General features: G+C 47.5%; 30 protein-coding genes. 9 read left to right on the top strand and 21 right to left on the bottom strand.

The genetic code is table 11. The annotated features are described in order from the left end of the window. Positions 1-4: 4 nt before the first annotated feature. From LO761_RS04165 to LO761_RS04130, 8 genes are read right to left on the bottom strand one after another with little or no spacing between them, the layout of a single operon-like run. Entirely contained in the window at positions 5-193 is a 189-nt protein-coding gene (locus LO761_RS04165) for a hypothetical protein (protein WP_336385766.1), read from the bottom strand. A 38-nt stretch (positions 194-231) separates the two neighbouring features. Beyond that, a complete protein-coding gene (locus LO761_RS04160; RefSeq protein WP_272817072.1) occupies positions 232-711 on the bottom strand; it encodes a hypothetical protein in 480 nt (159 codons plus the stop codon). Between the two features lie 3 nt (positions 712-714). After that, positions 715-1,452 carry a BACON domain-containing protein gene (locus tag LO761_RS04155; RefSeq protein WP_272817071.1) on the bottom strand — a complete coding sequence of 246 codons (738 nt, stop codon included), beginning with the start codon at positions 1,450-1,452 and terminating at the stop codon, positions 715-717. A 6-nt stretch (positions 1,453-1,458) separates the two neighbouring features. After that, positions 1,459-1,851 (bottom strand): hypothetical protein, encoded by a 393-nt coding sequence (locus LO761_RS04150; protein WP_272817070.1) that lies wholly within the window; start codon positions 1,849-1,851, stop codon positions 1,459-1,461. Further along, a complete protein-coding gene (locus LO761_RS04145; protein WP_272817069.1) occupies positions 1,829-2,404 on the bottom strand; it encodes a hypothetical protein in 576 nt (191 codons plus the stop codon). The genes LO761_RS04150 and LO761_RS04145 overlap by 23 nt, the downstream gene beginning before the upstream one ends. A gap of 12 nt (positions 2,405-2,416) precedes the next feature. Beyond that, positions 2,417-2,881: an N-acetylmuramoyl-L-alanine amidase gene (locus LO761_RS04140; protein WP_272817068.1), complete on the bottom strand. Its 465-nt coding sequence runs from the start codon at positions 2,879-2,881 to the stop codon at positions 2,417-2,419. Beyond that, positions 2,881-3,786, bottom strand: coding sequence for a P22 phage major capsid protein family protein (locus tag LO761_RS04135; RefSeq protein WP_272817067.1), 906 nt, complete (start codon positions 3,784-3,786; stop codon positions 2,881-2,883). Before LO761_RS04135 ends, LO761_RS04140 begins: the two co-directional genes overlap by 1 nt. A 25-nt stretch (positions 3,787-3,811) precedes the next feature. After that, positions 3,812-4,792: an HK97 family phage prohead protease gene (locus LO761_RS04130; protein ID WP_272817066.1), complete on the bottom strand. Its 981-nt coding sequence runs from the start codon at positions 4,790-4,792 to the stop codon at positions 3,812-3,814. Positions 4,793-4,963: 171 nt separating this feature from the next. Between LO761_RS04130 and LO761_RS04125 the strand changes: the two genes are divergently transcribed. The 6 genes from LO761_RS04125 (at position 4,964) to LO761_RS04100 (ending at position 11,017) form a co-directional block, all read left to right on the top strand. Beyond that, entirely contained in the window at positions 4,964-5,416 is a 453-nt protein-coding gene (locus tag LO761_RS04125; RefSeq protein ID WP_272817065.1) for a helix-turn-helix domain-containing protein, read from the top strand. Continuing rightward, complete coding sequence (locus LO761_RS04120; protein WP_272817064.1) at positions 5,404-6,924, top strand: hypothetical protein; 1,521 nt, start codon at positions 5,404-5,406, stop codon at positions 6,922-6,924. The genes LO761_RS04125 and LO761_RS04120 overlap by 13 nt, the downstream gene beginning before the upstream one ends. A 2-nt stretch (positions 6,925-6,926) precedes the next feature. After that, positions 6,927-7,352 carry a phage protein Gp36 family protein gene (locus LO761_RS04115; protein ID WP_272817063.1) on the top strand — a complete coding sequence of 142 codons (426 nt, stop codon included), beginning with the start codon at positions 6,927-6,929 and terminating at the stop codon, positions 7,350-7,352. Positions 7,353-7,361: 9 nt separating this feature from the next. Next, positions 7,362-9,890 (top strand): phage portal protein family protein, encoded by a 2,529-nt coding sequence (locus tag LO761_RS04110; protein WP_272817062.1) that lies wholly within the window; start codon positions 7,362-7,364, stop codon positions 9,888-9,890. Between the two features lie 216 nt (positions 9,891-10,106). After that, complete coding sequence (locus LO761_RS04105; RefSeq protein ID WP_272817061.1) at positions 10,107-10,583, top strand: phage virion morphogenesis protein; 477 nt, start codon at positions 10,107-10,109, stop codon at positions 10,581-10,583. A 2-nt stretch (positions 10,584-10,585) separates the two neighbouring features. Continuing rightward, the gene (locus tag LO761_RS04100; protein WP_272817060.1) at positions 10,586-11,017 is read left to right on the top strand and encodes a hypothetical protein; all 432 of its coding nucleotides are present in this window, start codon (positions 10,586-10,588) and stop codon (positions 11,015-11,017) included. Here LO761_RS04100 and LO761_RS04095 read toward each other — a convergent pair. The 13 genes from LO761_RS04095 to LO761_RS04035 form a co-directional block, all read right to left on the bottom strand. Next, entirely contained in the window at positions 11,014-11,361 is a 348-nt protein-coding gene (locus LO761_RS04095; protein WP_272817059.1) for a hypothetical protein, read from the bottom strand. The two genes, LO761_RS04100 and LO761_RS04095, sit on opposite strands and share 4 nt — an antisense overlap. Positions 11,362-11,508: 147 nt before the next feature. Further along, entirely contained in the window at positions 11,509-11,751 is a 243-nt protein-coding gene (locus tag LO761_RS04090; protein ID WP_272817058.1) for a hypothetical protein, read from the bottom strand. Beyond that, the gene (locus LO761_RS04085; RefSeq protein ID WP_272817057.1) at positions 11,735-12,016 is read right to left on the bottom strand and encodes a hypothetical protein; all 282 of its coding nucleotides are present in this window, start codon (positions 12,014-12,016) and stop codon (positions 11,735-11,737) included. The genes LO761_RS04090 and LO761_RS04085 overlap by 17 nt, the downstream gene beginning before the upstream one ends. 15 nt (positions 12,017-12,031) lie before the next feature. Next, positions 12,032-12,694, bottom strand: a complete 663-nt coding sequence (locus tag LO761_RS04080; protein ID WP_272817056.1) for a DUF3164 family protein — start codon at positions 12,692-12,694, stop codon at positions 12,032-12,034. Between the two features lie 17 nt (positions 12,695-12,711). Then, positions 12,712-12,870: a hypothetical protein gene (locus tag LO761_RS04075; RefSeq protein WP_272817055.1), complete on the bottom strand. Its 159-nt coding sequence runs from the start codon at positions 12,868-12,870 to the stop codon at positions 12,712-12,714. 13 nt (positions 12,871-12,883) lie between these two features. After that, positions 12,884-13,027 carry a hypothetical protein gene (locus LO761_RS04070; RefSeq protein ID WP_272817054.1) on the bottom strand — a complete coding sequence of 48 codons (144 nt, stop codon included), beginning with the start codon at positions 13,025-13,027 and terminating at the stop codon, positions 12,884-12,886. Between the two features lie 5 nt (positions 13,028-13,032). Continuing rightward, a complete protein-coding gene (locus LO761_RS04065) occupies positions 13,033-13,500 on the bottom strand; it encodes a hypothetical protein (protein ID WP_272817053.1) in 468 nt (155 codons plus the stop codon). A gap of 20 nt (positions 13,501-13,520) precedes the next feature. Further along, entirely contained in the window at positions 13,521-13,835 is a 315-nt protein-coding gene (locus LO761_RS04060; protein WP_272817052.1) for a DUF4406 domain-containing protein, read from the bottom strand. Between the two features lie 173 nt (positions 13,836-14,008). After that, the gene (locus tag LO761_RS04055) at positions 14,009-14,644 is read right to left on the bottom strand and encodes a DNA repair protein RadA family protein (RefSeq protein WP_272817051.1); all 636 of its coding nucleotides are present in this window, start codon (positions 14,642-14,644) and stop codon (positions 14,009-14,011) included. A gap of 2 nt (positions 14,645-14,646) precedes the next feature. Continuing rightward, positions 14,647-14,889 (bottom strand): hypothetical protein, encoded by a 243-nt coding sequence (locus LO761_RS04050; protein ID WP_272817050.1) that lies wholly within the window; start codon positions 14,887-14,889, stop codon positions 14,647-14,649. Positions 14,890-14,891: 2 nt separating this feature from the next. After that, entirely contained in the window at positions 14,892-15,767 is an 876-nt protein-coding gene (locus tag LO761_RS04045) for an ATP-binding protein (RefSeq protein ID WP_272817049.1), read from the bottom strand. A 95-nt stretch (positions 15,768-15,862) separates the two neighbouring features. Beyond that, positions 15,863-17,857, bottom strand: a complete 1,995-nt coding sequence (locus tag LO761_RS04040; RefSeq protein ID WP_272817048.1) for a hypothetical protein — start codon at positions 17,855-17,857, stop codon at positions 15,863-15,865. A gap of 9 nt (positions 17,858-17,866) precedes the next feature. Further along, positions 17,867-18,223, bottom strand: a complete 357-nt coding sequence (locus tag LO761_RS04035; RefSeq protein WP_272817047.1) for a hypothetical protein — start codon at positions 18,221-18,223, stop codon at positions 17,867-17,869. A 63-nt stretch (positions 18,224-18,286) separates the two neighbouring features. Between LO761_RS04035 and LO761_RS04030 the strand changes: the two genes are divergently transcribed. The 3 genes from LO761_RS04030 (at position 18,287) to LO761_RS04020 (ending at position 20,238) form a co-directional block, all read left to right on the top strand. Further along, a complete protein-coding gene (locus LO761_RS04030) occupies positions 18,287-18,670 on the top strand; it encodes a M41 family metallopeptidase (protein ID WP_272817046.1) in 384 nt (127 codons plus the stop codon). 192 nt (positions 18,671-18,862) lie between these two features. Then, positions 18,863-19,597 carry a S24 family peptidase gene (locus LO761_RS04025; RefSeq protein WP_272817045.1) on the top strand — a complete coding sequence of 245 codons (735 nt, stop codon included), beginning with the start codon at positions 18,863-18,865 and terminating at the stop codon, positions 19,595-19,597. Between the two features lie 26 nt (positions 19,598-19,623). Then, complete coding sequence (locus LO761_RS04020) at positions 19,624-20,238, top strand: hypothetical protein (protein ID WP_272817044.1); 615 nt, start codon at positions 19,624-19,626, stop codon at positions 20,236-20,238. The last annotated feature ends 62 nt before the right edge of the window (positions 20,239-20,300 follow it).

Below are 20,300 nucleotides of genomic sequence, written 5' to 3'. Positions count from 1 at the left end.
AACATTATTTTTGTAATCGTGACTGAAAAAATCCTGCAAGGCTTTTAGGGCTTTTTTTACCGGCAGGATGCTTTTTATCTTTATCCATATCGTAATGGGGGGCATCGGCAAGCATCATCCGAAGCGTTTGGTAATTAACACCCCAAAGGATGTATTTCACGCTCCAGCCCGTGGCTGCGGCTATCTGCCACACCATACCGAAGGGGCTATGGGAACCGACATATCTCGATCTTAACTCCCCTTTCTTTTTTGGCTCGTTCTCGGTTTCATCGGATTGGATATCTGAACCGATTCGATAATACGCATAAAAGACTTCGTTCCAAGCAGGGCAATAAAACGCTGGTTGGCTCCCTGCAGGTATTTGTCAGGTACAAACCACCTGAGCAGCCAGGCCACAATACCGGATAACAATACGCCGGAAATCTCCCCACGGCAGATGGTCAGGGCTACCATTTTCGATATACGCTTACCATGCATGGCCAGAAACGCCATTTCCTCATGCTTGTTGAACCGCTCCATCTCCTCGTAAGTAACGCCCAGTTGCAGGTATAATTTGGCAATCCGTATCTGGCTACCCAAACAAGGACGTTTCATAACCAACCTAATGGTTATCGGTTTCTTGCGAAAAGGCAGCTTAAACTGTAAAAAAGGCAGCGAAACTCCCACGTCAAGCAGAGCTTCCGCTGCCTCTATTTCCACGACCTTTTCCATGGGTTACACATTACCGGCAGCCTGAGTCACCGAAAGTACAGCCTTTTGGGAGTTATCGGCCGCGAGGATGAACTCTATGTTTCCGGTCCTTTGAGCTCCGGTATTGGCACTTGCGGTGATGGTAACCCGCCCATTGACAATCTCAAGACTAAAACCGGTAGGAACCTTTCCTACGGAAAACGCGCCTGAAGCCTCGATATCTACCGTTTTGCTTTCTCCGCCTTTGGTAAAAGATAAAGAGGTTGGTTTAACCGAGATAAAGGGAACCGTGTCATCAAAACTAAAAGGAGAGCTGCCATCCAACGGATTCAGCATTTCCATCTCACAGTCAATTCCCAGCGGGTCATCGCCTCCTATTTTACCCCGCACGACACCATTCAGCGTCATACGCTTCACCTCAATGGTCTGACCGGTGCCACAAAGGATTTTCAATGCGCCCTCTAAGGATACGGACTCCGAAGGAGCCTCCCATTTGGTTCCGCTCACCGTACCACCCATCACAGCCTTACAGTTTTCAGGCACCAACTCAATAAGGGTGAATTTTAGTAGGTTAGTGGCATCCTTTTTCTTGATCTTCTTTACCGGAGCATTTCGCACTTGCGCGGCAAACAGCTTGATATATTCTGCGGCATCACCGCCCCAATCGATGCCGGTATCCGAAATCTTTCCAATCTCTTTGCCATTAAAATAAATGCTATCAAGGAGCATCATGTATCCGTCATTCACATATACTTTTGACATAGTTCTCTATTTTAAAAAAGTTAATATTCTGTTTTTCAATTTCTTTAGTGGAGTGACTTTCAGCAGCAGTCCGAACAGGAAACCTGCCAACAGCCATCGATATTTAGTAGCAGGAGACTTTTTCGTCATACTTTGAGACGCGTCGCTTTCAGCCTTGTAGGTCTCATTATTCAGCATCCTCATCTGCTCCATCCGGGATATAGCCTGCTCCAGACTATCTATCTCACTGCGTTGTCGAAATACCGCCTGTTCGTAGAAAAGGCATTGCCTGGCAATAGAATCGCATCGGCTGATTACCATAATGTCATCGCCATGTCTTTGCACGCTGACCGATGCCTGACCCTCTTTATTGGCGTATCCCGCGCCATCCGGCAGATTAAGGAGGTTCCGCAGCGGCACCTCCACTTTCGTTTTCGACTCCGGAATCACTTCCCGTATCAAGGAGGTGGTCTTCTGATTCCGCAATAGCTCCTCCGTCCTTTGCGTCTTCACTTCCGACTGTACCCCGTTTGCTTCGGTGGTGATGCTGTTTTTCGTCTGATCCGTCAGTATGCGCGACTGACGAGTCTTGGTTATTGTCGCCGTGGTACACCCCATTAGGCTTAAGACGACTATAACGATCATTAGCACGAGGGTTCCCCCTCTGATTAGTTTTTTCCTCATTTCCTGTTTGTTTACTGATTACTTTTCTTAATCGCTCCACTTCTTTGGTCAGGCGGGAGAGTTTTTGAATCATCTCTTCCTGATTTGCTTTCAGATCGACATTTTCCCGGCGCAGCTGGATGTTCTCTTCCAGTATCTTCCGGTTCTCACTACTGAGCATATTAATGGAGGCCTGCAGTTGGGACAACATGTCATTGTCCTGCTTTCTCCGCCCTACAAGCCAGGTAAAGAAGCTTCCGATAAAACCACCCGGCAGGGCGAACATTAAAAAGTCTATCAGACCGTCCATTTCTTTGCTTTGTTATTGATTAATGCCTATGCCTCGGAGCCATGCCTGCACATCAAATGACGGACATGCTTTGGGCGCAATTTCATTATGACCGATGATTCTTACCCGCGGGAAACGATGGTGGAAATCTTTCACGTAATTTTCCATTGCTATCAGTTGGTCGGGGGTACGGGTGTCTTCGGGGATTTTGCCGTTGGCGGACACGCCGCCAACATACACAATGTGCCGGGAAATGGTATTGTACCCTTTTGCTCCATTGGTAACCTCCCAAGGATCCACCCGTGCGTCTTCGTTGTTCCTGATCAATCGTTCTATCGACCCGTCCAAATGAAACATATCGGTATATCCTACTTGCTTCCAGCCCCGCCCGCCCTTACTTACCGGATTCGTGTGCCATGCCCTGATATCGCCACTCGTTACTTCACGGCCTTGAGGCGTGGCGGTGCAATGGATTACCAAATATTTCAAATCTGCCATCACTCAGCGGTGCCTTGAACTAAAGCGATTACACCCTTTTTGTCATTGCGCATAATACGCCCACCGGCACGTACAAGGAACGAATAAATATCGCCATAATACGTCGCGTCGTCCACGCTTTCAAATGCTTTCACCTCGCCCAGCGCACGGCAGACACTCTGTTCATGCCAGGCAAGCCCGGCGGCAAGATCGGTGGTGGCACCGGCAGTACTCCACGCCTTGGGAGCTTTGTTTCCTGTGTAAAGGGCAACCTTGCTACGCATCATGACATTAAAGCTGAACAATTTACCAAGGATACCGTTCCGTGCGTCAGCGGACGCGAGAAACGCTGTATTCTCATTCTCTGTCAGGGAATTCAAAAGCTGGGAATACATCTGAGCATCCAGCAACAGATAACGTCCCTCCTGAGGGATGTCGTCGTTATTGAATCGTGTCATCAAAGCCAAAACATCATCTTTGCGTATACTTTTTCGTTTGCCGGTGGCACTGTCTGTATATGCTTCGATAGCCGCGCCGGTGGTTTCAATACACTGGTCTTTCGCGGGGCTCCAATTATAGACAAAATCAAGAGCCACATCATCCTGCAACTTGAGCTTGTTCTGACGAAGGACGGATTCCCGTTTGTCATAACTGAGTTCCACGGTATCAGCTTGAGGGATAAGCACAGGATCTGTGGTGTATTCATCCAAAGGAAATGTCACGTCGATATCCGCTCGTTTAGTTACCTTAGCGGGTAGCTCTGTCCGGTTCTTCTTGGTCCCGGACGCTGTGCCGGCATTCGGTATATGAACAATCTTGCCATTGTTCACGTATTCGTCTGCGTTAAACGCTTTACTTAAAAAGCTATTGGAGGCAAACAAACCCTCCACGATAGCTGCCATCCATATTTCTTTCTGAATTGCCATTGCTATATTGTTTTATGGTTAATAATTACATCTTCGGTTCGATGCCGAAACGCTCTTTAAACTTGGATTTATACAATTCCGGCAAAATATCTTTCAATTCCATGAGTTTACCGGCCTTATCCAGCTCGTCCCAAGATTTGTCTTTCCAATCACCAAGAGTCACGCCGGAACCTTTAGTCCCCATCTGATCAACCACGTTGGCGCGACGTGGAATGGCGGCCAGCATGGCCTTTGTTCCCTCGAAATCCTTATCAAAAAGATTCAGCAGGTTCTCACGACCCTTCGCGTCATAACGTCCGTCTCTAATGGCCGCGTCCGTCAGGACTATTGCCTCCTGCTTTTGGGCTTCCTTTTTGGACTTGTTCATCTCATCAATGGCAGCCGCCAGTGTTTTTTTCTCTTTTTCCAAGCGGTCCGCATTGGCGATGATGCCCTGAACGGCTGTTACGATTTCAACCTCGGAAGCAGCGTCTTTCAACTTTAATACGTCTGTAAGTACACTCATTTTAATTCGTTTTTTAGGGTTATTACTATCTATCAACCGAATAAGATTGTTTCTGTCATTCAAGTCGATAATCTGTTTGCTATCTCTGTCATAAAATACCAATGCGTTGTGGTTGGCTCCGATGGTGACGATACTGGCCTCGCGTACCGCCCATTTGGTAACGGTGGGAAGAGTCTGTCCAGGCATCATCAAATCATACGCGTCGCTTTTCTCCTCAGGAGGCCACGCGCCAATGGATGCCATGCGAATAAAATCATTCTCTACTTTACGCATGACTTCTTTGGCTCGGGCGTCCCCCTCATCAAATACAGCGTCGGCTAAAATCTGACCGCCATCGACACGGATATTTTCCCACCGGCCAATCGGCAGATCATAATCATTATGATTCAGCAACATCACGGGATTCTTTTTAAATTCCTCCAAGTTAGCTCCACCGGTGAGCATCCTGAACCCGTAAGTGTTCACCGATTCATCATGTAAGACAAATGTTAATTTTCCCATTTCAATCGTTTGATTTTGTGACAAAATTCAGCGTAAAAAACGGGCTGTACAAATCTGTCTGTAAGCGTTTCAATCTTAACTGCTGTTGTTTTAGATTAAACGTTGATAGCTACAAACAAATTATTTTCATTTATCGCAAGGCTTTACCTTTGAACTTAAAATGATTGAATCATGGCAAGCGAACTGAAAAAAAATCAAAAGAAAGAATGGGCGAAATTGATTTATCTCAAGGAGAATATCACCCAGCAGGAAATAGCCGACAGGATAGGGGTGTCCCGTATCACGATCAACAAATGGATCAAGGAATGGGAAGATCTAAAGCTCAACCTCCTGCAAACACGGGAGGAGCGCATCAGCTCCACACTTGCACAGCTGGACGAGCTTGACCGATCCATCGCGGAAAAAGAAGAAGGTAAACGTTTCCCGTCAGCGGCTGAAGCCGATATCCGGCGTAAACTGACGGCGGATCTGGAGGCGTTGGAACAGGACGCGTCCGTCAGAGATATTTACAATGTGTCCCGCGGACTGCTTGACTGGCTACGTCAACAAGATCTTGGCAAAGCGAAAGAATTGAGCGATTATTTCGACGCGTATATTAAAGAGAAAATGAAATGGGTAAAATAGATGACATTCAGGCATACAAGGAGTGGACTGAATACCACCGTTCACTTAAAAGAGACAAAGCAGCCGACAACCTCTCGCCGGTAGAGCGGAAAAAGAAGCTGAAAAAGCTGGAAGCGAACGCCATCGAATGGATATTGTTCTTTTTCTCGGAGTTTGCCAAGTACCCCTTTACCAAGTTCCATCAACAGGCAATCAGACGCATCACCACCAATATGGAATGGTACGAAGTCCTTTCGTGGTCACGTGAGCTGGCTAAATCCACCATCGTATTCATGTGCGCCATGTATCTTGTACTGACCCAAAAGAAAAAGAACGTGCTGCTCATATCAAACAGTCACGACAACGCTGTTCGTCTCTTAGCCCCCTATAAAAAAGCCTTTGAGGGCAATTCCATCCTCAAGGCGTATTATGGCGATTTAAGGGAATTCGGAAGCTGGACGGAAGATGAATTCACCCTCACTACCGGGGCTACGTTCCGGGCAATCGGCGCGCTGGAGTCCCCCCGTGGCACCAGAAAGGACGCGGCACGTCCGGACACCATCCTCGTGGATGACTTCGACACGGACGCGGACTGCCGAAATCCGGACATCCTGAAGAAAAAATGGGAGTGGTTCGAAGCGGCACTGTTCCCGACCCGATCCATCAGCGAGGATTTATTGGTGGTGTTCTGCGGTAATCTGATTGCCCTTGACTGCTGCGTGAAACGGGCAGGCGAAAAAGCCGACCATTGGGACATCATAAACATTCGAGACATGGAAGGCAAATCCAGCTGGCCGGAGAAGAACACGGAAAAGCACATCAATCGTATTCAGAATAAAATAAGCACCAAGGCATTCCAGCAGGAATACATGAACAACCCGCTATCCGAGGGGGACACGTTCAAGGAAATGACATGGGGCAAATGCCCGCCGTTGTCGAAACTGCAGTTCGCGGTGGCTTACGGGGATCCGGCTCCGTCCAACTCGAAAAACAAAGCCACCTCGTTCAAAGCCTGCTTCCTTATCGGATATTACGACGGCAAGTTCTATGTTTACACCGGATATCTGGATCACGTGGTCAACGAGGAGTACGTGAATTGGTATTATTATCTCCGGGATTACGTGGGACAAAAAACGCAAGTGTATAATTACATCGAAAATAACAAGCTGCAGGATCCTTTCTACGAACAGGTATTCATTCCCCTGTTTAACGAAAAAGGAAAACAGCTCGGATTTATTGGTATTATACCGGACACCAGAAGGAAACCGGAAAAGTTCGATCGCATCGAGGGAAACCTTGAGCCGCTGAACCGGCAGGGCAAACTCATTCTTAACATAGACGAAAAGGATAATCCGCACATGAAAAGGCTGGAAGAGCAGTTCCTGCTCATCAACAGGGCGATGAAATCACCCGCTGACGGCGTGGACTGCGTCGAAGGCGGCGTATGGATTATCAACGAGAAAATAAGCACGCTCTCGGTCGGATCCTACACCGTGGGCACACGTGTAATCAATAAAAAAAGATTTTAACCATGGCATTTATCACACCCAAAGAATTGGAAACGCACCTCTACAAAGAAAACATAGAGGTTATCAGCAGAGAGGATGAAACAATCCTCACGGCAGCCATTGACGCTGCCACGCAGGAAGCATACGGCTATCTCGGCGCCTATGACCGCAAAAAGATTTTCGAGGCCACGGGAGACCAAAGAAACGCCCTGCTCCTCATTTTTATTAAGGACATCGCCGTGTGGCATTTTGTAAACCTCTGCAACGCGGGTACCGACCTGCAACTCCGGCAGGATCGCTACGAACGTGCGGTGGCATGGCTCAGGCAGGTGCAAAAATCAGACATTAAACCGGATCTGCCCGTTATAGACGAGGATGGTGACGGGAAACCCGATACCGCAAGTGAATATATATATGGGAGCAATCCCAAACGCAGTCAACATTTTTAATACATAACTATGGCGAACAAGAGAAGAAAAGCTGAAAAGACGAATAGGGCATCAGCAGCCAAAGAACAGCTGGTCATACATCAGTTAGTGGTCAAGGCTCCCCAGCGGAAAGTATATGATGTGGGCAACTGGCGAACAGCTCTCATGGCGGCGGACAACGGCCGAACCAAACAGCTGTACGACCTGCTCGACGACATCATGATTGACGGTGTTTTGAGCGATGCCGTTCAAAAGCGCGTCGACGCGGTCACCAATTCGGAACTTACCTTCCAAAACGAGGACGGGGAAGAAGTGGAGGAAATCACGGCTCTGATGGATACCGTCGCGTGGGAAGATTTGCTCACCGAAATCCTGAAAAAGAAAATATACGGCCGCTCCGGAGTGGAGATAACCTTCAACGATGGGTTCAAAGTGGAGCCGATTCCGGCCAAGCATATCAACCTGAGAAACCGCACCATCCTCCGGATGGACACGGATGAGACAGGCATACCTTACGAGGGGGATTCCCAACTGCTCATTCTCGGTAAAGACCGGGATTTCGGGCTGCTGCTTAAAGCCGCTCCTTATGCCATTTACAAGCGGGGAGGTTTCGGGGATTGGTCCCAATGGGTGGAGCTGTTCGGGATGCCGCAACGCGTTGGTAAATATAACACGTATGATCCGGAGAGCCGCCGGCTGTTGGAAGAAGCCTTTGAGAAAGCCGGCTCAGCGCCCTATGTCGTGATACCCAAAGAGGCCGACGTGGAGACCAAAGAGAGCGGCGCGGGATCGGGAACATCGTACAACGAATTCCGACAGGCCAACAACGAGGAGATGCTGATTACCATACTCGGACAAACCATGACCACCGTACAGGGCGAGAAAGGCGCGCGATCGCTGGGCGAAATACACAAGGAGGTAGAAGAAGGTAAGAACAGATCCGACCTGCGGTATGTCCAGCGGGTGCTCAACCAGAAAGTACTTCCCATGCTGGAAGCCAGAGGATATCCCGTTGCCGGAGGAAAGTTTATTTTTCCCAAGGCGGCGGAACAGCTCACCGTGGCGGAGGTGGTACAACTCTCTGACATCATGGAGATTCCGCAGAGTTACCTGCACGAGAAATATTCCATCCCCATGCCCAAGGATGGGGAACCCGTTGCCAGACACGCGACTTCGCAAGCTCAGGCAGAGATGGGCGAGAACACGGAAGAGGAAATGATCAACCATACAGACCGTAATTTCTTAACGCGCTTGTGGGATTTTTTCGTGCATGCCCCGAAAATCGGGGCATACAATGGAAATGCCCCCATCAGGCTGAAGGATGATGCGACGATGGCGGAAAAACTCGCCGCGAGGATTGCCAACGGGGAAGTCAAAAAGTTCGATGCCGAATTGTTCTCGTTTATCTCGACCGACTTGATAAAGGGGATCCGAAACGCCTACCGACGGTCAATTAGCAACGCGGACGAAAGGTTCGCCTACGGGCTGAAGGATGACGCGTTTATTACCGCGATGGAAATGAACCTCTTTCATTTTTCTGCCGGCAAAACACTGGCGGAAATACAGGCTTTAAACAAGGCGTTCAGGGAAAGCGGTAATTTTCAGGAATTTACCGGTAAAGCGGAGCGGATATGCGGCAAGTTCAATAAGGTATGGCAAAAGACGGAGTATGATACGGCCGTACTCACCGCGGAGTCCGCCGCCAATTATCACCGCCTGATGGGAAAAACCAAGCTGTTCCCCTACTGGAAGTATGTGACCGCAGGTGATGAAAAGGTAAGAAAAGAGCACCAACAACTGGACGGAGTCATCTTGCACTCAAGCAATCCGCGGTGGAACAAGATATGGCCGCCGAATGGATGGAGATGCCGGTGCAGGGTGGTGCCACTCATGAAGCACGAGGCAAAGGAAGTGGATTTTAGTGCCATGGAAAGCATGGTCGATGACTATTTCAAAACGAAAGAATGGAAAATGAACGAGGCGCAAGGATGGGATTCTAACCGAGGGATAACCGCCGAGGTGTTTTCAAAAGACCAACAGTACGTTCGCAAGTTTGCCGATAAAGCAGCCGCTTTGTTGGGCGACCTGCATTACAATGATTACGGGCTGGATTCCTTCAAAAAGCTATTAGAAGCGGCCACTACGGAAGTGCCAACATTCACCGGAGACCCGGACGAATGGCATCAGACACATCAGGCAATGGAAGACTATCAAGGGCGGAAAGTACAGCTTTTGGAGGATGTATTCGAGCGACATACCTCCAAGAAATACGAGAAAGCTCGCATACCGCTGTTGGAATGTATCCCGGACGTGCTTAAAAATCCCGATGAAATTTGGTTGAACAACTACCAGAAAAAATTCAAAAATCTGAATTTTATCAAGTTCTATAAAGGAAAAGCCATCAATGTCATCTGTGAGGTAAAAGAAGGGATAGTGTACCAGGTCTTGACATGGTTTGAAATTGAGCAACACCCCAACATCAAAGAAAGAAGCAGGAGGAACCGACAGATCGACCCTGTATGGAGATACCGGAGAGGACTGCTCATACATAAATCGTGAGGCAGGTCCTCACGTCCGCCGTCCTAATTATTGGAACATCCACACGTGGAGGTTCCGCTTCATACGGTTGGATAGCCGGTGTCCTGCCTCTGCTTCAGGTTAACATGGTACTGCCGCTGTACTCAGTCTTATACGCACCCACCACCTGCGAGGTACTGCGTATTCCATTATCCGGCAAACCATGCTTCAAATGCAAATATATAAAATTATTTTAATATGAACATCAAGGAACTGAATAAATATCTGCAGTCACTCCCCGAGGAGATCCTCTCCGACGCGGCAGACATCGTGGCGGAAACGGCCACGGAATACTACCAGTCAACCTTTAAAAATAAAGCGTTTGACGGGAACCCGTGGGCTCCGGCCAAAGTACCCAAAAAGACCGGTTCTCTGCTGATCGACTCCGGAGCGTTGATGAACAGCATCCGGCCGGCAGTGATAACCCCACAGCGGGTGGTCATCTCGGCAGGAAACGAAAAGGTGGATTATGTCCGGGCGCATAACGAGGGGTTCGCGGGCGCGGTACACGTACCGGCACATACCCGAAAAACCAAGGAAAAAGAGGTGTTTGTCAAAGCACATACCCGCAATGCCCGTATACCCCGGCGCGAATTCATGGGAGACTCAAAGGAATTGAACGAACAAATTCACGACCGGATAGCGGGATATATAGACTCACTTAATCAAGAATAGATATGAACAAAGAAATTTTTATGGCCGTTTGCGACCGGCTCAAAACGGAAGTGCCGCAACTCAGATGGATAGATGCCGAGGAAGGGCAGTTAAATTCAGCGGAACGCCCTGCCGTGGCTTTCCCGTGCTGTTTGATAGAGATTGCTTATCCGTCATGCCAAACCTACACGGGGGGCACGCAAAAAATCAATGCGCAAATACAGCTCAAGGTGGCTTTCGAGAAAGCCGGAAGCACCCATGCGGCGGCACCGAAGCTTGTAAGGGAACACGCCTTATGCCGCATGGATACGTTGGAGAAGATACACAGGGCTCTGCAGTGGTGGAACGGTGGGAACCTTTTCAACCCCATGCGCCGTATCCGGTGCGCGCCGGAAAAGCGGGCAGACGGGCTGAAAGTCTATAACGTAATGTACGAGACCGAGTTCATGGATTAACGCCAGTCAAAGCCGGGGAACATCGCCTTGAGCTTGCGGGAGGATAACTTGGATTGGAGCAGTTCGTTGTAAAAATCATCCTGCTCAACCAACGTGTTACTGATGGTCCGCTCCTCGACGAAAAACTCATTATCGGAAAGGATCCTCAAAACATCGTCAAAGCGGCGGCGTTTGACCTCGGTCCAATAATAATACCGGGCAGTCAGCAGCCGGTTCCGCTTCTTGAGGCGGTCACGACGGGAGGTGATGGCAACATCCAAGGAGACAGCCTTGCGTGTCCCACGACGGTTGCCGGCTTTCTCTATTTTAGGACAAGTAAACGGTATCACGATTTTTTCCTGCATATATAGTTGATTACTTGATACAAAGATATATCATTCGCGGCATAATATGAAGAAAGTCAGCAGGAAAATAGAATTTCCGCTGACTTTTAGGATGAATAAAAGGGACTTATCTCGATACTACCAACGCTTTGACAGTTTTTTAGTGACTTACATGGAAATCACCTCTGCCTTGTCATCTTTTCCGGGGATAAACGGGCTGACGGTTGTTACCACCGAACTGGTTACCTTTACTCTGCCGGATCCGAGACATACGGGACATTTACTTGATCCGGACACGGTTGTTTTGTCCTCATCGGCATACTCAAACACGACACCTTTGCCTGAGCAGTGCTTGCACACCGCCACACGGGTGGGTATATACCGGGCTTTGGAATTACTTCTCTGTTCCATTATCTTCTTCCTTTTTATCTGTTATAACTTTCCCTGTCGATCGATACAGAAAATCGGTCTTCAGTTTCTTAAAAATAGTCAGCTCTACCTGGAAGTTCTCAAATTCTTTGTTCCTGTCAATGAGCTGGCGTTGGATAAATTTGGTAACGTCCTGTTTCATTTCGGGTACCGACATTTCGTTTTCCGCATCCAAGACATATATCCCCTCGAGCCTGAGCTTTCGATAACCTCTACGGTGTATTTGGAATTGTACTTTATATAACATATTCCTTTCTCCTCCTTATGATTCCGTCATACCCAACGGCACTGCTTTCCACATGCCGTTTTTGTCTCTGATTTCCGCGCGTATAAATTGTTTGCTCACTTCAGGCTGATAGGCTTCCTCAATGATACGCACACCCTCTAAAAAACGATCGTTGCCAATTTCTTCCGCGATTTTTCTAAGTTGCACGATACGGCTTGCTTTCAACGTCCCCTTCGCGTCCCGGCTTAGCAGTCTAAAAATCATTTTGACGAGAGATTTTGTTTTCCGGTCGTTGGCAAGAGATGATATGTATTCTTTCACAATGTCAATGCCTTCCTCCACCGTATCCCGATACCCGTCTGTCACGTACACACCGAGCGTTATGCGTTTATTGCCGTCAGAATTGGTAAACGTGTGACTTTTCTGGTCGTCCCGCTTTGTTTGGAACAATTCCGATTTCAATTCCAAAATCGTTTTAAAATTATCCTGCACGCATTGCTTGCTCACTTTGATGCTTTCACTCACATCAAGGAGTATCGGTATGCTCTTTTCTATCTCCTCATCTACCAGCTCTTTATATTTCTCTCGGTCGGCTTTAGCTCTCGCTTCCGCTGCTTTCTTTGCTTCTGACACTTGAAAAGCCTCGAAACGGGCTTTTTCTTCAGCAGTCATTTCCACCATCATTTTTCTTTCTTCCATTGCTTTTCTTTTTTAAGTTATTTATTATCTTCGGTATTATCGTTCCATTGACACAGTTCCCTTTCCGTTTCAATTTCAAATGCCAATTCTTCAAGGAACCTGTCATACGCTTCCTCGTTCATATCGGACGAGCATTCGCGTATATAACTCATAACCTCTTTTATCTTCTGTCTCATAGCTGATTGTTTTTTATATGATACTTTTTGTTTGTTCCGTTATCCAATCGATCAGGCTTTTTAAAAAAGATTCCCGTTCGATGGCGGGCAACAGCCCGACTGTTTCATAAATCTGCCTTTCAAGCAATACAAGCATCTTGTCTGTCTCTTTTTCCATCTTTTTCAATTTTTAAGGGCATTGTCAGACTGCAACAACCAATAGAGCGACGTGTTCGGACACCTTGATTCTTTTTTCCGGAGACCGCCTTTACGATCAATCGCACGTAGTTTGATGGCGAGCGCATCCAACTCTTCGGCAGATATTTGACGGAACAGTTTGCCCGCTATTCGTGGATGCATGCAAAAGTTGTCGATTGCTGCCCAGTCGGTAGTGTCAATGCCCAACCGCTGCATCAGTTTCAGGCACACACTGCGCCTGCGTCTGAGTTCCTTACGCAGAGCTGCCATCCTTTCGTCGTAACCTGCCACCTGCTGCATATCATCGCACATCGTCTTGTATTCCTGAAGGGTGGTTTCTCTCAAACTGGTTGTCCGCCCGCCCGTGTATTGTGCCACCAGCGTCTCTTTGTCCGCATCGGGCAATTTCTTCAGAAGCGTGTAAAAACGCGCATAGTTCCGTTCTGTTCCCATAACTTTGATTTTTAATTGATTTATACATCATTTATCTCTATGACCTCAAACATCGGAGCAATACCGCACGAACTGGCCACGTCGAGCTCCAACTTTGCTCCTTTGCTCTGCCACCAGCCGTCCAACATGTAGATGTAGTCACACTCCAGTAACAGCGCAATGTCACGCCGCATGTGCTCTCGCCAGTCTCCGGGTTGAGGCAGACCGTTTTCGAAAGGATTTACAGGGTGATAACCTTCTGCCTTCAGAAACTCTTCGGCTGCCTTAAATACCGCCTTTCTCTCATTCATGTCGTAATGCGCAATCGCGCCACTGATATACACTTTCTTTCCCATTATCTATATTGTAAATTGAACATTGAATTTATACTCATCATGCAACCTCCTTACCTGTACGACCTCCATCGGATCTTTTCCATAAGGAAAATAAATCTCTCGCTTTCCCGTGTTGCACTTTATTCCTTTTTTTCTCAACCGATACAACAGGCCGTCTCTCTTATTTGCCATAGCTATAAATTGTTACTTGTTTTCAAAATACCTTCTTTCCAGACCACATAATGGTTGCCAGCTTCACCGATTGACCTGCCTAAACAGTAAGCCTTGTAGCCCATCACGCGCACCTTCATGTCGCAGATATACCGCAGGCTCACTGCCGGCTTGCCCGAAGGCTCGCTCTTGTGCTCTTGGCTGATAAAGATAAAGCACTTGCGCCTGAACCTCTTCATCAATGCTACCGCGGCAGGGTAACTCCAACCATAGTCCCAGCACCCTACTTGAAAGGAGTCCACAATGATGAATTTTGGCGATTTTGGCTTGGCCAGCCGCTTGGCAAGTTCATCTATCGACTCGTCGGTTACAACTCTGAAATGCCCTTGTACTTCATTCATATTCAGATAGTCCATGCGGCGTTGGAAACTTTGATTCACGCCTTCCTCGTAGCTCATATAGAGAACAGGACCATACTTGCACAGTTCCTTGCCCAACTGCATAACGAACGAACTCTTGCCCTGTGCGCTCGCGCCGCTGATGAACCACGAGGCATTCTCGGCAGGGAAGCCAAATGGCTTGCTCCACCGCTCGCCCCACGGCAATGTCACCCATTTCTTGGCTGCAATTTCTTTCGGACTGTACGCTCGTTTGCTCATTACTATTTTTTCGTTTTCAGTTCATTAATGAGATTATCAGCAAGGCAAATGCAAATCTGTGCTACCTGTTGAGTGCTTGTGAGTTCGTGAACTGCGATTTCGGAAGCCAGCTTGTAAACCATAGGAAGGCACTCTTTTGCAATTTCATACCTGCGCTGTTCCCAATTTACCTCGTTACCTTTTTCCATCTCCTTTCGGATACCGATAACGGCATTCATAGCCTCCATTTCTATCTTCGTCATCATAATTATGCTCCTCTTTTTATCTTTTCAATTTCCGTGTAAACTCGTCTAAGTCCTCCTGCGCTCTTGCGTACTATCTGACCAATATCCGTTCCTTTCAAGGCATTTACGGTCGCTACGGCGCGCGCCTGCTCCATAAGGAAGCGTCGGCGGTCATCGTCTTGATCAGGCGTAACACGGCTGTATTTACCACCATAACGGGAGAATATCTCGGCATAACCCACCTTCTGATGCTCCACCATCCGGTTTATCTTGACACGCAGACCGTCAGCGCCCATCATATACCAGCCGCAGCACATCTCGGTTGCGTTCCACAGTGCCTTGAGCTCCAAGAATGCCTCGTACTGTAGGTCCCCGGCTTCGTCAAGAACTACCAAAGGACGCTCCATAGAGCGCAGGTAATACACAAGGTCCTCGTATGTGTCCTGATACTTGCCGCTCACGCCCACGCCAAACTCCTGAGCAATCTTCTTCACCAGCGCACGCTTGGTCTTCACCTGTGAGCAGTCTATATATACCGCATTGCGATGTTCGTTCACATACCAGCGTGCCGTGTATGTCTTGCCGATGTTCGGCAGGTCGCAGAGTATCACGCTAAGGCTGCGTTCCTGACACGCCGCCATCTGAAGGCTGATGTATTTGAAAGTTTCCGTCTGTGCGCCTTTCCACTCTATCGTCTCACGGAGGTTCACGTCCAGCTTTCGGGCAATGTTCACCCAGTTGGCATCGCTCAGGGCTTTTTCCGTCTGTCCCTTCTTCAAACCGTTGTAAACGCTTGCGGAGATGCCTAATGCCGATGCGTGTTTGGCATCGCTCGGATAGTTCTTGCGGTTGGCTGCTATCGCATCCAATATCCGCTGTTTATTGCCTGTTGTAATCATATTCTAATGGCATTTTAATTATCGTGCAAATGAGCGCAATCAAGCTTGCTTGTTTTGCCGAATGCTGCCGATAATCAATTTTGTTAATGTTATTCCTATATGTCGGCTACGGCCCTGTCCGATGCGCTTGGCAACGGCATCACCGGCTCGTATTCCTGAGGGGCGGAGGCTATCAGCTCTTGGGAGGCTTCCTGCTTTGTCTGGGGGACGGGCTTCAATATTCCCAATCTGTCAATGGCGTTCTCCTCGATGTACTTATTAAACTTGGCAATCTTCTTCTGTTGCTTCACAAAGGCAGCCTTGTCCTCATCGGTCTGCTCGGCCATCACTCTGTTGAAGGTCTGCACCTTCTCCACCCTGTCGATGTACTTGTCGCCTTGAAATATGAACACCTCGGTGGCTTTGCCTTCCTCGTCGGGCAGCCAATAAGCGGTTACCTTATAGTTGTTAGGGGCAAGTTTCTCCAACACGCTGGTATCGCTTAGCCACCAATCCTCATAGGCAACCCTTACGGTCGAGTTCCTTCGGATGCTCGTATCGACGTGTTCCCCTATATGGCGGGCCAGTGTCAGCTTATCCAAAGGCAGCAGCGTCGGATTGATACGCTCGCAGAGAACGTCCCACCTCGTCATTCCGGGGAACTTCTTTTGGTTAGGGTGCAAGGCGTGGTTCCATTCGTAGGTGTCCGCTTTATCGTCGGCAACCAGCTGCTCATAGCTGAAGTATTCCTTGTCCTCGTACAGTTCGTTGGTCTCGTCGCTGATTTTCTTGTACTCCTGACGCCATTTGCCCTTGCCGTAAAAGCGTCCGATGCCCTCGTGGTTCTTGTGGATGATGCTGCGCTTCTTCGCACCGTTCAATGGTTCGGCATATTTCTCCTGAGAGTTCTGCGGAGCGCAGAAACGTACGAACGGGAAGGCAACACCGGCTTGCAGGAAGCCGTCTTTGTACTGTGTCATCAGGTGGTTCTCCACCTCTATGCCGGCAGGCATTCCCCAGCCGTGCCTTTCTATCAGGCGGAACATATCCCGGAAGCAGTCCACAACGAGGCTCTCGTCTTTCTTACGCGCATAGCTCGCACCAACCACGCACTGGCTTACCACATCGTAGGCATAGTAGGCGTGTACTCTCTGCTTCGTGTCCTTCAGCTTGCGCGTCAGGTCCACGTCGTCCATTGTTATCTGCGAAAGTGAGAAGTCGCCGCCATGACGGTGCATGTGGGGCATCTGCTCGTGCATGAAGGTACTCCAGCTTGACAGCGACTTCTCTATCAGCATACGGGTTGCCGGCTCGTTCAGAATGTTATTGATGGTGCTCTCGCTCAGGAACTTCGGGTCGCCGTTCTTATCCGTGAAGTCATCGGGATTGAACAGCTCGCCGGTCTTCGGGTTATAAACGTCAAGCTCGCCACAGACAAAACTGATATACATTTCATGGACGGTACTGTTAAAGGGCTTGTTGGACAGGACTGCCAAGCTGCGAACCAGCTTCTTAGTCTTGTAGTCCACCTTCCTTGCACTCTGGTTGCCGAACTTGCCGCTGATAAGGCAGCCGTAGCCCCCACGCTTGTACTCGTTCACCTTCTTTCTGAAGCGGAGGGTGCTGGTTGGGAGTGTATGTCCAAACTTCTCGCGCAGCGTTTCAATGGTCTTGGCCATCATATCCCAGTTGTACTTGTCTCCCATCAAACGATGATAGTCTTTCGCACGTTCATAGAGTTTGATGCAAGTATTCAGCACAGAGGCATTCTGTGTATATTCAGCTACTTTTTCTGGTGGCAGTTCAATGCCAGCCTTGCCACGATCACTGAAAAAAGCTATCGCCTGTTGGTCTGTTTCGTAGTTTGATATTATCCAGTGTCGCACTCTCACTTCGTCGCCTCCGGGATATACCTTCTCTACCTTTTCCTTGTACTTCGATGGTAAACTATCTATAGCAATCAGAGCACAACAGCCACTCGCACCACCACCACGGCGGACTACGTCCACTTTGTTACGACGAGTCAAATTCTGATAGTTGGAAACACTTACGATGCCACCGTCTATCAGTTCTCCGTATGATATGCAAAGTTTATTACCGTAATACTCCATATCGCCCTCTTACAAAGTTGCTGCCCAGTCTTGAATTTTTTGAATGTCGCTCGTCATTACGTTATCAAAGTGGCGTACCTTTTTACCTTTTTGGTAAACGTCGCACACAGGCTCCGTCTTTGAAAATTCCAGCAGAACATCACCGAGGTACTGTCTCATATAGCCGTCTGCATCATGCAGGGTTTCTATCTCAGGAGCTTTCACCATTACAATTCCGCCACGCTGTAAGGCAATCGTGCGTATCTTCTTCGCAAGATCCGTGTCCTTCTCGTAATGAGTGGCGTAGAAAATCATGCGCTCGGTAACCTTACATGACTTTGCGATAAACTCACGGTCTTCTTTCTTGATGTGAATGTACTTTTCCATAATCTCACTTATTTAATTCAAACATTATCATTATTTTTGTAGCCAAATTCTAAATGGAATAATATGGATACTGCTTTAATCATACTCAAAGCTCAGTTCGATGCCCTTAGAAACTTGTTAATGTCCATTCTGCCAACCATGTTTGAGCATGACAAACAAAAGGATGACAAGGTTTGGTTCGCTAAATATTGTCTCTGGAAGTTCGAGAGGGACAATCTCGCATCATTCGAAATCTCAGATACGCTTCCGACTCCTGAGAAAGACAGGATAAGTCGCCGACGACATCAACTGCAAGTTCTGATGGACGTAGCCTATATTCAGGGGCGGCTTGAAGAACACGAGATAATAAGAAAAGTAGATTCTTACGCTGCCGCTCAAGCTCAGCAAGTCTATGCTCAGTCCGACCACTCCGAGGAAACGATGCTTCCTCTGATTGACGCTCTCTGAGAGCTTGTTTTAATTCTTGGGTAACATCAATACTGATGACCAGTTCTTCCGTTCTGCCGTTATTACAACGGTTGCGATTTTTCTTTTTCATAATCTTTAATATTTAAATTCTTATTTCTCGGCCTTTTTTCTTATATTTGACCACTTGTTCTTTAATGAACACATTGCAAAGGTAAACAAGATATTTCGACTATGCAAGAAAATAAGCAAGAAAAATCACAAATAAAGCAAAATATCTCGCTTTATTTATCTAAAAAAGGTGTTTCTGATTATGAATATTATAAAGCTTCAGGGACTACACGAGGCATCCTTGGGCAAAACAATGGGATAAGCGAAGAAAATATATCGAGATTTCTTGCCTATGCGCCCGATATCAATCATGAATGGCTGCTTACAGGTAAGGGATCAATGCTCAAAACGAAAGGTACTCCAAGTAGTCCACCTGCTGAAAAACAGTCTCTTTCTATCTCCAAAGATACACAGAATATGGCAGTTCAGCAAGAAAAGATGGCACGAAAATCAGCAAAGGGCATCCCGCTTATCCCGCTTGATGCTATAGCAGGTTTTCCCGCTGCTGACAGCGATGGCGTGTATTTGGAGAACTGCGACCACTACACCATCCCCGAGTTCGAGGCAAAGGGGGCTAACTTCCTCATCCGTGTGTCTGGAGACTCCATGGTGCCGCTCTACAACAACGGCGACATCATTGCCTGTCGTAAAATTTCCGATATACTCTTCTTTCAGTGGGGTAGTATCTATGTCCTTGACACCAGCCAAGGTGCCCTCGTCAAGCGTGTGGAGGAGTGCGAGAAAGACGATAAGTGTATCCTCTGTGTTTCCGAAAACTCTCGCTTCAAACCATTCCAACTTCCCAAGTCCGATATTCGTTCACTCAGTACCATCATCGGTCTTGTTCGACTTGTTTAGTATTTCTCTTAAATATTTATATTATCATGGCTATAACATATATAATTGTAATTGCAGTTATTCTTTTTTATTTTCTCCTTTCATTAGGGAACAATTCCAAGCAAAGAGAGCTGAAGAGAAAACAGTATGTTGGAAAGTTGCTCCAATTGCTTGAGACTGCGTACATTCTGCATAATACGACAAAGTTTGAGACGTTCAAAAGCCGAATTAATTTTCTATCCAAGTTGTTGCCAGAACTGTTACCCCCAACAGATAAAGATTATATCGAATTTGCGAATCAGGCAGAGCAGGAATACAAGAGTAGGTATCCAGACAGGCATTTATCCCAACGGCAAATAGAGGTTATAGGCAATCCTAAGTGTATTACTCAAGAGAGTTTGATGATTTGTTACGTGGACTTTTTCAAAAGATATTGTCTCGATCTCGAAAATCAGATATTAAAACTGAAAACGAGCACAGCAAAACAAAAAAGGATAAATCAAGTTGCTAATACTGCCAAAATAATAATTGCAGCTTTATCGGTAAATAACGGTGGCAAGTTTGCCAACTCTGTCTCGCAGACGGAATCGCTTTTCTACGACAAATATGGTAAACCCAATAATGCTGCTCATATTATTATTGAAATAACCAAGAAAGAATGAATGGATTACTTCACCTCTCCCTTATTCCCCCCTTGCATCTATCCCCCCCCCCTCTTTTATAC

The sequence above is a fragment of the Phocaeicola oris genome (genome assembly GCF_021295095.1).
GTDB lineage: Bacteria > Bacteroidota > Bacteroidia > Bacteroidales > Bacteroidaceae > Phocaeicola > Phocaeicola oris.
The sequence above is the reverse complement of the archived record's forward strand: the minus strand, read 5'-3'. Positions and strand labels throughout refer to the sequence as shown.